12 protein-coding genes and 2 pseudogenes are annotated in these 14,218 nt (G+C 66.9%); 10 read left to right on the top strand and 4 right to left on the bottom strand.

Going from position 1 to position 14,218, the window contains the following annotated elements; genetic code table 11:
• The first annotated feature begins 8 nt into the window (after positions 1–8).
• The 6 genes from FPZ12_RS03380 to FPZ12_RS03405 are packed head-to-tail and all read left to right on the top strand — an operon-like array spanning position 9 to position 5,978.
• Positions 9–1,199 (top strand): enoyl-CoA hydratase-related protein, encoded by a 1,191-nt coding sequence (locus FPZ12_RS03380; protein WP_144745488.1) that lies wholly within the window; start codon positions 9–11, stop codon positions 1,197–1,199.
• 2 nt (positions 1,200–1,201) lie between these two features.
• Positions 1,202–2,362 (top strand): acyl-CoA dehydrogenase family protein, encoded by a 1,161-nt coding sequence (locus tag FPZ12_RS03385; RefSeq protein WP_144745489.1) that lies wholly within the window; start codon positions 1,202–1,204, stop codon positions 2,360–2,362.
• A 19-nt stretch (positions 2,363–2,381) separates the two neighbouring features.
• Positions 2,382–3,245 carry an SDR family oxidoreductase gene (locus tag FPZ12_RS03390; RefSeq protein WP_144745490.1) on the top strand — a complete coding sequence of 288 codons (864 nt, stop codon included), beginning with the start codon at positions 2,382–2,384 and terminating at the stop codon, positions 3,243–3,245.
• 13 nt (positions 3,246–3,258) lie between these two features.
• Positions 3,259–4,569, top strand: coding sequence for a phytoene desaturase family protein (locus FPZ12_RS03395; RefSeq protein WP_144745491.1), 1,311 nt, complete (start codon positions 3,259–3,261; stop codon positions 4,567–4,569).
• Between the two features lie 10 nt (positions 4,570–4,579).
• Positions 4,580–4,774, top strand: coding sequence for a ferredoxin (locus FPZ12_RS03400; RefSeq protein WP_144745492.1), 195 nt, complete (start codon positions 4,580–4,582; stop codon positions 4,772–4,774).
• Positions 4,775–4,778: 4 nt separating this feature from the next.
• Positions 4,779–5,978: an NAD(P)/FAD-dependent oxidoreductase gene (locus FPZ12_RS03405; protein ID WP_144745493.1), complete on the top strand. Its 1,200-nt coding sequence runs from the start codon at positions 4,779–4,781 to the stop codon at positions 5,976–5,978.
• A gap of 53 nt (positions 5,979–6,031) precedes the next feature.
• Here FPZ12_RS03405 and FPZ12_RS03410 read toward each other — a convergent pair whose 3' ends face one another.
• Entirely contained in the window at positions 6,032–7,003 is a 972-nt protein-coding gene (locus FPZ12_RS03410; RefSeq protein ID WP_144745494.1) for an NAD(P)H-dependent flavin oxidoreductase, read from the bottom strand.
• A gap of 128 nt (positions 7,004–7,131) precedes the next feature.
• On the opposite strand from FPZ12_RS03410, the pseudogene FPZ12_RS46260 reads away from it, so the two are divergent.
• A pseudogene (locus FPZ12_RS46260) lies at positions 7,132–8,235 on the top strand (CaiB/BaiF CoA transferase family protein); the annotation flags it as partial.
• Between the two features lie 342 nt (positions 8,236–8,577).
• Complete coding sequence (locus tag FPZ12_RS46265; RefSeq protein ID WP_279537769.1) at positions 8,578–8,889, top strand: PaaI family thioesterase; 312 nt, start codon at positions 8,578–8,580, stop codon at positions 8,887–8,889.
• A gap of 29 nt (positions 8,890–8,918) precedes the next feature.
• Here FPZ12_RS46265 and FPZ12_RS03420 read toward each other — a convergent pair whose 3' ends face one another.
• The 3 genes and pseudogenes from FPZ12_RS03420 to FPZ12_RS03430 form a co-directional block, all read right to left on the bottom strand.
• A complete protein-coding gene (locus FPZ12_RS03420; protein WP_166462553.1) occupies positions 8,919–9,617 on the bottom strand; it encodes a TetR/AcrR family transcriptional regulator in 699 nt (232 codons plus the stop codon).
• 54 nt (positions 9,618–9,671) lie between these two features.
• Positions 9,672–10,827, bottom strand: a pseudogene (locus FPZ12_RS03425) (acyl-CoA dehydrogenase family protein).
• Positions 10,828–10,930: 103 nt separating this feature from the next.
• Positions 10,931–11,965, bottom strand: coding sequence for an MBL fold metallo-hydrolase (locus FPZ12_RS03430; RefSeq protein WP_144745496.1), 1,035 nt, complete (start codon positions 11,963–11,965; stop codon positions 10,931–10,933).
• Between the two features lie 303 nt (positions 11,966–12,268).
• Here FPZ12_RS03430 and FPZ12_RS03435 point away from each other — a divergent pair, with 303 nt between their 5' ends.
• Together FPZ12_RS03435 and FPZ12_RS03440 are read left to right on the top strand one after the other, a co-directional pair.
• Positions 12,269–13,216: a phosphotransferase family protein gene (locus tag FPZ12_RS03435; RefSeq protein ID WP_243769664.1), complete on the top strand. Its 948-nt coding sequence runs from the start codon at positions 12,269–12,271 to the stop codon at positions 13,214–13,216.
• 17 nt (positions 13,217–13,233) lie between these two features.
• A complete protein-coding gene (locus FPZ12_RS03440) occupies positions 13,234–14,205 on the top strand; it encodes a DUF7064 domain-containing protein (RefSeq protein ID WP_144745498.1) in 972 nt (323 codons plus the stop codon).
• Positions 14,206–14,218: the final 13 nt, after the last annotated feature.

Consider the following 14,218-nt stretch of genomic DNA (forward strand, 5'->3'; position numbering starts at 1 on the left):
GTTGGCCCATGGATCGCGCGGCGGCGCAAGAACTGGCCACCCAGCTGTACCGGGCACTGTCCTCAGGTGACCGTGACGGGCTGGACCGGCTGTTGCACCCCGCGTTCGAGGGGCACGCCACGGAAGGACTGCCGTTGGGGCTCGGCGGGGACTACCACGGGCCGGCGGAGATGCGCCGTGAGTTCTGGGGACGGATCGGGCGCAGCTACGCCGCGCACGCCGTGCCCGCCGAGTTCGCTCTGCTGGATGACGGCAGGCTGCAGGTACGTGGTCGTTACCAGGGCAAGGCGCGTGGTGGCGGCGACCTCGACGCGGAATTCGTGCACGTGCTCTCGTTCTCCGACGACCGGATTTCCGGGCTGGAGCAGCTCACCGACAGTGGCCGGTGGGCGGAGGCGCTCGCGCCGGTGGATCTCGAAACCGTCAAATTCACAGTGACCGACGGGGTCGGCGAACTGCGACTGAACCGGCCGACAGCCCGGAACGCCTTGAACCAGGCCGCGGCGGACGAACTGTACGAGGTAGCGCTGCGCTGTGCGGCACGCGATGACCTGCGGGCGTTGCTGGTCACCGGCGAGGGGCGCGCGTTCACGGTCGGTGGCGACATTTCCGCGTTCGCGGAGGCCGAACCGGGTGAACTGCCTGCTGTTCTGCGGCGGATGACCAGCCCATACCACGAGGCTTTGAGAATCTTCAGCGGGCTCGAGGCGCCGATCGTCACGGCGGCACGAGGCGCGGTCGCGGGTGGCGGGCTCGGCCTGTTGTACGTCGCGGACATCGCGTTCGCCGCGGAAGGCACGAAGTTCGCGACCGGTTTCACGGGGCTCGGGCTCTCGGGTGATGGTGCCAACTCCTGGTTCCTGCCAAGGCTTGTCGGGCTCCGCCGGGCCTTCGAGCTCTACTACGAGCAGCGCGTGCTCGACGCCGACGAGGCCGCCGAGTGGGGACTGGTGTCGCACGTCGTACCCGACGAGGCGCTCGAGGATCGGGCCTGGGCGGCGGTGCGAAAGCTGGCCGACGGCCCGACACGCGCCTACTGCGAGATCCGCCGTCTCCTTCGCGATTCGTGGTCGTCCACATTGTCCGATCAACTGCTGAAGGAAACCGAGGCCATCGTGCGCTCGGGCGCGACGTCCGATGCCGGGCGGGCCGTCGAGGCTTTCCTCGCGAAGAAAACTCCGATATTCGAGGGAAGGTGAACATGACCGGACTGGTCATCGACAACGACGAGCACCGCCTGCTCCGGGAGAGCGTGGCGAAGATCGCCGCCAAGTACGGGCATGAGTACTACGCCGAGCGAGCACGACGTGGCGAGCACATCGGTGAGCTGTGGCAAGAACTCGGCGAGGCCGGGCTGCTCGGAGTGCACCTGCCCGAAGAACACGGCGGCGGTGGGGCGGGCCTGACCGAGCTGACCATTGTCGTCGAGGAACTGGCCGCGCACGGGATCCCGTTGCTCATCGCGGTGATCTCGCCGGCGATCTGCGGCTCGATCCTGGCGGCTCACGGGTCGGCCGAGATGAAGGCGGAATGGCTGCCGGGCATCGCCGACGGCAGCCGGAAGATGGCGTTCGCCCTGACCGAGCCCGATGCCGGGTCCAACAGCCACAACGTCGCCACCATCGCCCGCGAGGACACCGACGGCTGGGTCATCTCGGGCGGGAAGTACTACATCTCGGCCGCAGACGAAAGCGAAGCACTTCTTCTGGTCGCGCGTGACGGGGAAGGCGCTCCGGGCGGCCGCAAGCCGTTGTCGTTGTTCGTGGTTCCGATCGACAGCCCGGGACTGACGCTGCAACGGATCGACACCGAACTCACCTCGCCGGACCGGCAGTTCACCGTCTTCCTCGACGAGGTTCGTGTCGGCCCGGAGGCGCTGATCGGGGAAGCTGGCAAGGGACTCCGGCAGGTGTTCGCCGGGTTGAACCCGGAACGGATCCTGGCCGCCGCGCTGTGCACTGGTGTGGGCCGGTACGCCGTCGCGAAGGCGCGGGACTATGCCTGCCAGCGTCAGGTGTGGTCGACACCGATCGGTGCGCACCAGGGCATCGCACACCCACTCGCCGAATCCCACATCGCGGTGGAGTTGGCGCGCCTCGCGACCATGCGTGCAGCTGAGCTGTTCGACTCGGGCCGCAACGCCGCCGAAGCGGCCAACATCGCGAAATATTCCGCCGCCGAGGCCGGGCTGAAAGCACTGGACCAGGCGATCCAGACACACGGCGGCAACGGTCTCGCCCGGGAGTACGGCCTGGCCGACCTGTGGTTCGTCATCCGCCTGATGCGAACCGCGCCGGTCAGCAGGGAAATGGTTCTGAACTTCGTGGCCCAGCACAGCCTCGGGCTGCCCAACTCGTACTGACCGAAGGGAGCGCACAACCATGCCAGGAGTCGAGGGCCGAGTCGTCGTCGTAACGGGCGCAGGCGGCGGGCTGGGGCGTGAATACGCACTGCTGCTCGCGAGCCGGGGAGCGCGCGTCGTCGTCAACGACCTCGGCGGAGCCAGGGACGGTTCCGGTGCGGGCACGTCCATGGCCGACACCGTGGTCGGGGAAATCCGCGCCGCGGGCGGTGAAGCGGTCGCCAATTACGACAGCGTCGCCACTTCCGATGGCGCGGCGAAGATCGTGCAGACCGCGATCGACCACTTCGGCCGTGTGGACGGCCTCGTGAACAATGCCGGCATCCTGCGAGACCGCGCCTTTCACAAGATGGGCGACGACGACTGGGAATCCGTGCTCAGGGTGCACCTGTTCGGCGGCTTCAACGTGACCCGCGCCGCGTGGCCGCATTTCCGCGAGCAAGGACATGGCCGGGTCGTCATGGCGACTTCGACCAGCGGGATCTACGGGAACTTCGGCCAGTCGAACTACGGCACGGCGAAGGCGGGCCTGATCGGGCTGACCAACACGCTCGCGCTGGAAGGCCGCAAGTACAACATCCTCGCCAACGCGGTGGCTCCGATGGCCGCGACCCGGATGACCGAGGACGTGGCCCCGCCAGAGTTGCTGAAGAAGCTCGATCCTGCCCAGATCGCGCCGATCGTGGCGTACCTGCTCGCCGACGAGTGCACCGACAGCGGCTCGGTGATCGTTGCCGGCGGCGGCCAGGTCCACCGGGTGCAGTACTTCCAGTCGAAGGGGGTGACCTTCGGCGACGTGCCCACCGTCGACGAGGTGGCTGCCCGGTGGAGCGAGATCACCGACATGACCGGGTCCGTCCCCGGTACCAATCCAGTCGGCTGAGAGAGGCGAATCGATGACCGACACCCAGAACACCACCTTCGACGCCCTCGTCGTGGGCGCCGGCGCGGGTGGCCTGATGACGGCCGCCCGGCTGACCCACCTCGGCTACCGCACGCTCGTCGTCGAGCGGCTCGAGCACGTCGGCGGTCGCGCGTCCACCCGCGACATCGACGGATTCAAGGTCAACAACGGCGCGATCGTGATCGAGGTCGACGGCATCACCCAGGAGACCTTCGAGGAGGTCGGCGCCAAGTTCGACATCCGCAGGCCCAATCCGCCGATCCTGTACCGGATCGGCGGCAAGGACGTCGACGTCACCGGCGGCGGCTGGGGGTTCCTGCTGTCGAAGCTGACCCGGCAGGGCGCGAAACTCGTGAGCGGCCTCGGCGCGGCGCGCAAGGACGACGGGCTGCCCGAGGATGAACTGTCCACTGCGGACTGGGTCGCGAAATACACGAAGAACGAGTCCGTGCACGGAATTTTCCGCAACATGTGCGGCTCGGTCTTCGCGGTCGGTTCCGAAGAGCTGCCCGCGCGCGTTTTCCTCACCTATTTCACGCGCAAAAGCGCCTTCAAGAAGTTCGGCTTCTGCCCTGAAGGCACGATCGGCATCTGGCGCTCGCTCGCGGAGACGATCACGGCCAACGGTGGTGAGGTGTGGACCTCAGCCGAGGTGCTGAAGCTGCACCTCACCGATGGCCGGGTCACCGGGGCGACCGTCGACCGGGACGGCCGGCAGGTCGAGGTCACGGCCGGGTTCGCGGTGAGCGACGTCGGCCCAGCCGGGACGGTCAAGCTGGTGGGTGAAGACAACTTGCCCGCCGAATACCGGCAAACCGTGCAAAGTGGTGACCGGCCGTGCGGGATGGTCACCGTGAACTTCGCGAGCCGGGAACGACTCGTCGACGCTCCTGGCATGCTGAGCTTCGCGAAGACACGCCGCCTGTGCTACGTCGCGAACTTCACCGACATCTGCCCGGAAATGGCGCCGGAAGGCTGGCACCTCTATGTCGGGACAGCCGTGCCGAAGCCCGCTGTCGGTGATTTCGACGAGGCGGCGGAGAGGGAACTCCTGCTGGAGGATCTTCGCGAGCAGATCCCCGGATTCGACGGCGCGCGGATCATTTCCTGGGCGACCACCCGGGACGAATGGCCCCCGCAGCGCGCCGTCGCGGGTTTCGATCTGCCCAACACCACGCCGATCCCGAATCTGTGGAACGTAGGTGACGGTGTCAAGGAGTACGCGAACGGCGGCACGACCGCCTGTGCGGAGACCGCGAAGCTCGTCGTCGAGCAGATCACGCGCCAACACAGCCCGAAGTGAGGAGAGAACCATGAAGATCACCGTCGACCGCGTGAAGTGCACCGGGCTGGGGATCTGCGAGTCGCTGGCACCCGACGTGTTCGAGGTGAACGACGCCGGAGACCTGGAATTGAAGACCGAGCACGTTTCCGAGGGGCTGCTTGCCGATGTCGAGGCCGCCGTCGCGGGCTGCCCGACCGAGGCGCTGCGATTGGAAAAGGACTGATCTCATGCGGAACCTCGTCGTTGTCGGGGCCTCGCTCGCCGGTCTGCGAGCGGTGGAAGGTGCTCGTAAAGCCGGATTCGACGGCCGGATCACTCTCGTGGGCGCGGAGGAGCACCTTCCCTACGACCGGCCACCGCTGTCCAAGTCCTATTTGGACGACGCGGTGCCGGAGGCGACGATCTTCCGCTCCGAGGAGGTGCTTCGCGATGAACTCGACGTCGACCTGAAGCTGGGCACTCCCGCTACCGGGCTGAACACCGTGACGAAGGAACTGCGTCTCGCCGAGAGCAGCCTGCCCTACGACGCGCTGGTGATCGCGACCGGCGCCACCGCCCGCACGCTGCCCAGCGACCTGACCGGAGTACATACGCTCAGGACGCTGGATGACGCCATCGCGGTGCGCGCTGCGCTTGACGCTGGCGCCCGCACCGTCGTGATCGGCGCCGGCTTCATCGGTTCCGAAGTCGCTTCCGGAGCACGCAAACGGGGCGTTGACGTCACCGTGGTCGAGGCGCTTCCGACGCCTTTGGCGCGCGCTGTCGGTGAGGTGATGGGCAGTGCTTGCGCGGCGTTGCACCTGCGCAACGGGACCGATCTCCGTTGTGGTGTAGGCGTGGCGGCACTCGAAGGCGCCGGCCAGGTGAAGCGGGTGGTGCTGACGGACGGGACCACGATCGATGCCGACCTCGTCGTGGTCGGCATCGGGGCGGTACCGGCGACGGGCTGGCTCGAGGATTCCGGCCTTCGGCTGGACAACGGTGTCGTGTGCGACGAGTACCTGTTCACCGGCGCGGACGGCGTCTACGCGGCAGGTGACGTGGCGCGCTGGCAGAACCCGTTGTTCGATCGACCGATGCGGCTGGAGCACTGGACGAGCGCCGCGGAGCAGGGGGCCGCGGCGGCCCGCAACGCGCTCGATGCGGAGTCCGCCAAGCCGTACTCGACGGTCCCGTACTTCTGGTCCGACTGGTACGACAGCAGGATCCAGTTCGTCGGCGTACCGGCAACTGACGAGATCCGCGTGGTCGAAGGTGATCCAGAGGCCGGTGGCCGCATGGCCGCGCTGTACCGGGAGGGCGACCGGCTCGCCGGCGCGCTCGCCGTGAACGGGCAGAACGTCATCATGAAGTACCGCGGCCTTATCATGAAGCGCACGAGCTGGACCGATGCGCTCGCTTTCGCCGAGCGCCGGAAAGCGGCCTGAACGACCGGCCGTGGTGGTTGCCACGGCCGGTCGCCTGCCATCGTCCTGAACCGTCAGGCCGGCAAACTTCCCAGCCTGTTGTGGATCAGGCTCTTGGCTTCGGTCATGATCCGCTCGATCAGCACGGCTACGGCCGGGATGTCGCGGATGAGGCCCTGTGCCATTCCCGCGTACCAGATCCCGAGGTCGAGGTCGCCCGTCTCGAACACCTTCCGGCCACGGGCTCCGGCCACCAGTTCCCGGACATCGTCGAAGGCGCCACCCTGGTCCAGAATGGACACCACTTCGGTGCTCACCGCGTTGCGCGCCACCCGCCCGGTATTGCGCAGAGGGCGGAAAATCAGTTCGGTGTCGAGTTCACTGGCGGCGACGAGCCGCTCCTTGACCCGGGAGTGCACCGGAGCTTCCGCGGTGGCCACGAACCTGGTGCCCATGTTGATTCCGTCCGCGCCCAGCACCAGGGCAGCGACAAGGCCACGCGCGTCGGCGAAGCCACCGGAAGCCACCATCGGGATCGTGATCTTCTCGGCGGCCGCGGGAATGAGTATCAGCCCGGGGATGTCGTCTTCGCCAGGGTGGCCGGCACATTCGAAGCCGTCGATGGAAATTCCGTCGACGCCCAGTTCCTGAGCTTTCACGGCGTGCCGGACGCTGGTGCACTTGTGCAGCACCTTCACCCCGGCGGCCCGGAACGCCGGTAGGTGTTCGGCCGGGTTGAACCCCGCGGTTTCGACGACCGGGACGTGGGATTCGGCGATCACGTCCCGGTATTCGGCGTAGGGCGGTGGGTTGATCGAGGGCAGGATCGTCAGGTTGACCCCGAACGGCTTGTCGGTCATTTCGCGGCAGCGTGCGATCTCCTTCGCCAGGTGCTCCGGCGTCGGTTGGGTTAGCGCGGTGAGAAAACCCAGGGCGCCCGCGTTCGCCACTGCCGACACCAGTTCGGCGCGACCGACCCATTGCATACCGCCTTGGACGATCGGGTGCTGCACTCCGAAAGTCTCCGTGAAGCGTGTTCGCAACATGACCGCAGTGTACAATAATTTAATCTAAAATAGAAAGTTGGTCGAGAGATAGCTCTCAGTGGCACGAGGGGCGGCGGTCGATCTGCTTAACTTGCATTAGAACAGAGGTGTCGGTGAGGGGTGTGGTCATGACATCGGGGCCGTTGGCGGGACGCCGGGTGATCGAACTCGCGGGCATCGGGCCGGGCCCGTTCGCCGCCATGACGCTCGCGGATCTCGGTGCCGAGGTAGTCCGGGTCGATCGTCCCGGCGGCTCCTTCTTCCCGGGACACGAACATTCCGACATCCTCAACCGGGGAAAGAAGTCGGTGTTGCTCGATCTGCGGGATCCCGAGGCGGTGCGAACCGTCCTGACAATGGTCGAGCGGGCCGACGTGCTGATCGAGGGATACCGGCCCGGGGTCGCCGAACGCCTGGGCGTGGGGCCGGACGAGTGTCTGGCGCGTAATCCCCGGCTGGTCTACGGGCGGATGACGGGGTGGGGGCAGGACGGTCCGCTCGCCACCACAGCCGGTCATGACATCGCCTACATCGCACTGACGGGCGCCTTGCACGCGATCGGGCCTGCGGACGGCCCGCCGCAGATCCCGCTGAACCTGGTCGGTGATTTCGGTGGCGGAGGTGCCTACCTGGTCATCGGCATCCTGGCGGCCCTCGACGAGGCGTGGCGTAGCGGGCGCGGGCAAGTCGTCGACGCGGCCATCGTCGATGGCGCCGCTCACCTGTTGGCCGGCACGCACGCCTTCCTTGCCAACGGCACCTGGGTGGATGAGCGGGGTGTGAACCTGCTTGACGGTGGTACACCCTTCTACTCGGTGTACCGGACGGCGGACGGCAGGCACATGGCTGTCGGAGCACTCGAACGGAAGTTCTACGCCGAACTCCTCGACAAGCTCGGCCTCGACGAAGACCCGGCGGACCAGCAGGACCGGGACCGTTGGCCCGCGCTGCGCAAGCGGATCGCGGAGGTGTTCGAGAAGCGAACCCAAGCCGAGTGGGCCGAGGTGTTCGCTCAGTCGGACGCCTGCGTCGCTCCTGTACTCAGCCTTCGCGAAGCCGCGGCTCACCCGCATCTAAAGGCGCGTGGCTCGCTCGTCGAACGCGACGGGCTCCTCCAGCCCGCGCCGGCGCCGAGGTTCTCCCGGACGCCCGCGTCCCTCGGCACTTCGCCGCCTGTGCCTGGGCAGGACACCGCCGGAATTCTCGCCGCACTGGGAGCTTCGGAGCAGGTAGACGAATCGGGACGACGGCGCGCCGCAGTGACCGAACTCGGCGCCGCACTGCGCTCCCTGGTCGATCTCACCACCCGGACAGAGGTCCCGTCGGCCGTGCTCGAGGGCACCGCCAGGACGCTGCGTGGGCTCGCTCCGACGTTGGCGGCCCGTGTTCGTCCGCTGCCGGAGCAGGCGTCTGTCGACGACCTCAGAAACGGCGTGCGCATGCTGAACCCGGTGATCGGGGCCGGTAATCCGATCGCCCCGCCGATGCGCATCGAGATCGACGGCGACAGCGCGATCGGCTGGTGCACCCTGGGCCGGGCTTACGAAGGCCCGCACATGTACGGGCATGGCGGGATGAGCGCGATGCTGCTCGACCAGGTCCTCGGCCACGCCGTGGCCGCGAGTGCGAGGAACGGCGTGACGAAGGGGCTCACCGTCGAATACCTGCGTCCGGTGCCGCTCGAGGTCCCGCTCCGGATCTGGGCGAAGGCGGTCGAAGTGAGCGGCAGGCACACTACGGTGACCGGTGCCATCACCACGGCCGCCGATCCGGACACGCCCTTGGTCGAGGCGCGGGGGCGGTTCGTGCGGCTCCGGCCGGACCAGGTCGAAACCATGTTCGCGGGCTCGGTGGCGAAGGTTTCCCCGGAGTCCGCGCACGACTGACGGTGCGGCGGCCCTGGCCACATCGGTGTCTAGCCGGTCGCCTTGGCGGCCTTCCTGGGGCGCGCCTTTCGGGGTGCGGGCCGCTCGGCTTCGGCCTCGGGCTCGCTACTCAGCCCGTTCCGCACAATGGACTTGGCGGTGCGGATGACCTGATCGAGCGACCCGCGCCGCGGGTTCCACCATTCCGCTGCCCAGTTGAGCGCGCCCAGTACGAGCATGCGGGCCGCCCTCGCATCGAGTTCCGGCCGCAGCACGCCCTCTCGCCGCGCGTCTTCGAAAAGCTTGCGCCAGATATCGCCGTACCGGTTCGCTTCGGCGGTGTACCGGGCCCGGATGTTCTCCGGAATCTGTCCCGCGTTCCGAATCGCGGCAGTCGTGTAGTCGGAGATCTCGAGCTGGTAGCGCAGATGCGATTCGACAGCGGCCTCGATGCGGTCCAGCGGTGCGGCTTCCGGCGGCAGTTCGTCGAGGGTTCCTTGCACGTGCTGGGCCATGTGCGCGATCCCCGACCACATGACTTCTTCGATCAGGTCTTCCCGGGACGGGAAGTAGTAGTAGATGCCGGGCGCCTGCATGTCCGCGGTCTCGGCGACGTCGGTCAGCCGGGTACCCGCGAAACCCTTTCGGCTCAGCACGTGTGCGGCAGCGTCGAGGATCCGCAAACGTGTGGTCGCGGACTTGGTGCCGCCTGCCTCGTCGTGCTCTTTACGAGCCGGTTTTCTAGCCACGAATCAATACTATCTGCTCCGCGGGTGGTGGACCCGTACCCACACTCCCGGGTGTCAGCGGGCCAGGCCGCCCCGGTTGACCAGCTGGCCCGCGATGACGTTCCGCTGGATCTCGTTCGTTCCCTCACCCACGATCATCAAGGGCGCGTCCCGGAAGTAGCGCTCCACGTCGTACTCGGTGGAGTATCCGTAGCCACCGTGGATGCGTACGGCGTCGAGCGCGACCTCCATGGCGACCTCCGATGCGTAGAGTTTCGCCATACCGGCTTCCATGTCGCAGCGCTGCCCGGAATCGAAACGTTCTGCGGCGTGCAGCACGAGCTGCCGTGCGGCAGTGAGCTTGGTCGCCATGTCGGCGAGGTAGTTCGAAATGGACTGATGCTTCCAGATGGGCTTGCCGTAGCTTTCGCGTTGCTGCGCGTAGGCGAACGCGTCGTCGAAGGCGGCTCGCCCGACGCCGAGCGCGCGCGACGCCACTTGGATCCGGCCCGTTTCCAGCCCTTTCATCATCTGCGCGAAGCCGTGACCTTCGTCGCCGCCGAGTACGGAGTCGGCCGGGGCCCGGTAGCCGTCGAACGACAGTTCGCAGCTCTCCACGCCCTTGTAACCCAATTGGGCAGATCCCGTGAAACCGTCAGGCCCGGGCTGTGCTCGACGAGCAGGATGCTGATTCCGCGGTGCCGGGGTGTCGCGGCCGGATCTGTCTTGCACAGCAAGGCGATCAGCTGCGAGCGGCGTGCGTTGCTGATCCAGGTCTTCGCCCCGTTGATCACGTAGCCGTCGTCGTCGCGGCGGGCGACCGTCGTCATGGCCTGGAGGTCCGATCCGCCGCCCGGTTCGGTCAATGCCATTGTCGCGCGGACCTCGCCGGTGGCCATCCGGGGAAGAAGCGGTCTTTCGGTTCTTCGGTCACGAAGGCGAGCAGGAGCTTCGACACCACCGTGTGCCCGCCCATGGCCCCGGCCAGGCTCATCCAGCCACGGGCGAGCTCCTCGGTGATGCCGACGTAGCAAGGGATGGAGACCGGTGCCTCGTCATAGGGTTCGGGGATCGCGAGACCGAAGATGCCGAGCTCTTTCATCTGCTCGATGAGCTTCTCCGGGTACTCGTTGGCGTGCTCGAGTTCGCGGACGACCGGGCGCACCTCGGCGTCGACCCATTCCCGGACGGTCTTGACGACTCCGGCTACCTCGGGCGAGAGCGTGGCCACCGCTGGCTACTTTGTGCGGGTTCGATCGCTGGCTTCAATTTAAGTTAGATTAAAATATGCAAGGATGCAACGAGCTGGAGATCCAGGGCGCGGGAGCGCGCCGTCAGGCGGGCAGGTACTGCCGGTGGGACGGCGTCTCGGTGGAACTGGCCCGGCCGAGCAAGGTCAGCACGTCCAGGTGTGCCTCGATCTCCATGACAGCGGACATCTGGTGCTCCAGTTCGAGGTGGTCGAGCCGCCGCTGGTGGCGGGTCCAGGGCAACTGCTCGGCTACTTCGTAGGCGGTGCTCGCGCCGGCCGTAAGGACGTCGGCGACCTTGTCCAGGCGCTCCCGGTGGTGCTCCAGCAGTTCATGCACGCGGGCGTGCGTGCTGGTCGTGACCGGTCCGTGCGCCGGGAGAAGTACCGAATCCGGTCGGCCGAGGACAAGCTCGAGCGAGCGAAGGAAGGAGCGCAGCGGCCGAGGTTCCGGCGACAGTTCGAAGCCGAGTGACGGGGTGATCCTCGGCAACACGTGGTCGCCGGAGAACAACACGCCGGCTGTCGCATGCGCGAAAGCCGTATGTCCACGCGTGTGTCCTGGAGTGGCGACGACTTCCAGTTCACCGTGGCGCAGGGCGATCCGGTCTTCATGGTCCAGCCAGCCGTCGGGTGGCCCGAATGGCATGCCGGTCTCGTAGTCGGGCGCAGGCTCGGTTTGGAGTCGCTTTGCCAGGTCGTCCGCCCCGCACCTCGCCAGCAACGTCTGGTGCTCCGGGAAACGGGTGCTGTGGCGGTCGTAAGCACTGATGCTGTGCTGCTCACCGCGACCGGTGAAGAGTGAGATGCCCAGCGAGTCCCGCCAGGCGTAGGCCTGGGTGTAGTGATCCCAGTGGTGATGGGTGGCGAGACAGGTGGAGATGTCCTGGAGTCGGTGCCCCAGATCGCCGAGAGCGACCGTGAGCGCTTGCTCGTTGACGTCGCTTTGCCAGCCGGGGTCGACGAGAACCAGGCCGTCCGGGCCTTCGAGCACGTAGGCGTTGACCGTGGTGAGGCCGGTCAGGGGGAGTGGCAGCGGAATCCGGTGTATGCCGGAGGTGACGGCATGTGCCCCGGGTTCGGTCCAGTCTGCCGGCTGCTCTGCTGTCTCGGCTGTCATTCGTGCTTCCTCATCTGCTCGTATTTGCCATCCAGATTAACGTAAATTAGAAATTTGGCTCACGATCTCACGGTGCCACCCATGGCGATCCATGTGTTATTGATGACACTCGAGGCTGTCTTCCGGTTTCTTGACTTCGACAAAATTTCAAATATAGATTAAAAGTATGCGTGTCGTCGAGGCGAAGGAGTCAGGCCGGTGGTCCCAGTGCGGGAAGCAAGTGCCGAGGACGGCCACGATCGGGCTGGAGCGGACCGTGATGACGGGACGCTCGCCCGTTGGCTGGCCGATCGTGCGCCGGAGGTGCATGGCTCCGTCACGGTTCGCCGGATCGGCAACGGGCAGTCCAATCTGACCGCTGCGGTCACCGATGAAGCGGGCCACCGTTGGGTGCTGCGGAGGCCTCCTCCCGGACGGCACGACCGGACCGCGCACGACGTTCACCGCGAGGTGCGCGTCCTCACGGCGTTGGCGGGCAGCCCGGTCCCGGTGCCCGCGGTGGTGGCGAGCGGCCAGGACGAAGCGGGCATCGACGGCCCGTTCTACCTGATGGAGCATGCTCAGGGTGAAGTGCTGAACGATGAACAAGACGCGGCCGGGCTCCCGGCGCGCGAGCGTCTCACGGTGAGTCGTGATGTGGCCGGGGTACTGGCGGCTCTGCACGCCGTTTCCCCGGCCGAGGTTGGGTTGTCAGACCTGGGGCGCCCTGATGCCTACCTGGAACGGCAACTGGCCCGCCTCGCGCGGAACTGGTCGAGCTGGACGGTCGGCCGCGAGCCGCACTCGGAGTGGGAAGAATGCCGTACACGGCTCGCTGCGCGAATACCCGGGCAGCAACGGGTGGTCATCACCCACGGCGACTACCGGCTTTCGAATGTCGTGGTCGCCGCGGGGCGGATCAACGCGGTGCTGGACTGGGAACTGTGCACACTGGGAGATCCGCTGGCAGACCTTGCCTGGCTCGCGGACGACTGGCGGTCACCCGCGGAGCCGGCGACGGCGATCCCCAGCCCTACCCGGGTCGGTGGCTTCCTCGATAGGGACGAAGTCGTGGCCGGTTACGCCGACTCGGCCGGAATCGATGTCACGGATTTGCCTTACTACCGCGCGTTCACCCACTGGAAGGCGGCGACTCTCCTGCAGGGCGTCCTGCGGCGCAGAGGTGACAGCGGTGTGCGCGGAACCCCGTCCTCGGCCGAACTCGAGGGGACGATCCACGCTCTGCTGACCGAAGCCCTCGAACTTCTCTGATCCCGCAAGGAGAATCCGTGCGCCCCGAAGACGACTACACGCACCCGGTCGGTGCCGAGGCGAACTTCAACGAGTCGATGTACTTCCACTTCTACGACCCGAACGAGCGGCTGGGAGGGTTTGTCCGGCTCGCCAATCGGCCCAACGAGGGACGCGGCGAGATGACGGTCTGTCTGTACCTTCCGGATGGCGAGGTCGCGTTCAGCTTCGGACGTCCGGAGGTGTCGTCGAACGACAGGTTCGACGCCGCCCGATTGCGGTTCGTCGTCCGAGAGCCGATGCGTCGGCACAAGGTCTCCTACTGCGGTGACGTCTTTCTGATCCACGATCCGTCCGCGCTCAGCGATCCCCGGACCGCGTTCCGCTCCAGTCCGCAGCTGCCCTGTGCACTCGAACTCGACATCACCGCGACCGCACCCGCGTCGGCGCACACCTTCGAAACGGCCGGCGGGGCGTTCGCCCCCAACCACTATGAGCAGTTGCTGTCCGCGCGGGGACGGCTGCGCGTCGGCCGTCGGGTCGTGCAGATCTCCGGGCACGGTCTGCGAGACCATTCCTGGGGGCCGCGTCATTGGCAGGCTCCCTGGTTCTACCGGTGGGTGCACGGCGCCGCCGAAGACTTCGGTTTCATGGGCGCGTGGTTCGGCCAGCGCGACGGATCGGCTCTGCGGGGCGGTTTCGTCTGGGACGGCGATACTCTCAGCGAGCTCGATTCGCTGGAAATAGCAAGTGAACGAGACGACCGGGACGAGCAGGTGGCGATGACGGTGGTCCTGCGATCCGCTGGAAGGGAATGGAAGCTGGACGGCACGGTCCTCGCGAAGGTGCCCTTGCGCCACCGCCGTGAGGCCGCAGACGGGGTCGTGCAGACGACCAGAATCGTGGAAGGCCTGACGAAGTGGGCCCTGCCCGACGGGCGTGTGCTACACGGCATGTCGGAATACCTGGACCAAATCGTCGAGGGCAGGCCTGCCGGGCTCGGAGTCTGAGCGAGCCCGGCGC

The sequence above is a fragment of the Amycolatopsis acidicola genome (assembly GCF_007713735.2).
In the GTDB taxonomy this organism is placed as follows: Bacteria; Actinomycetota; Actinomycetes; order Mycobacteriales; family Pseudonocardiaceae; genus Amycolatopsis_E; species Amycolatopsis_E acidicola.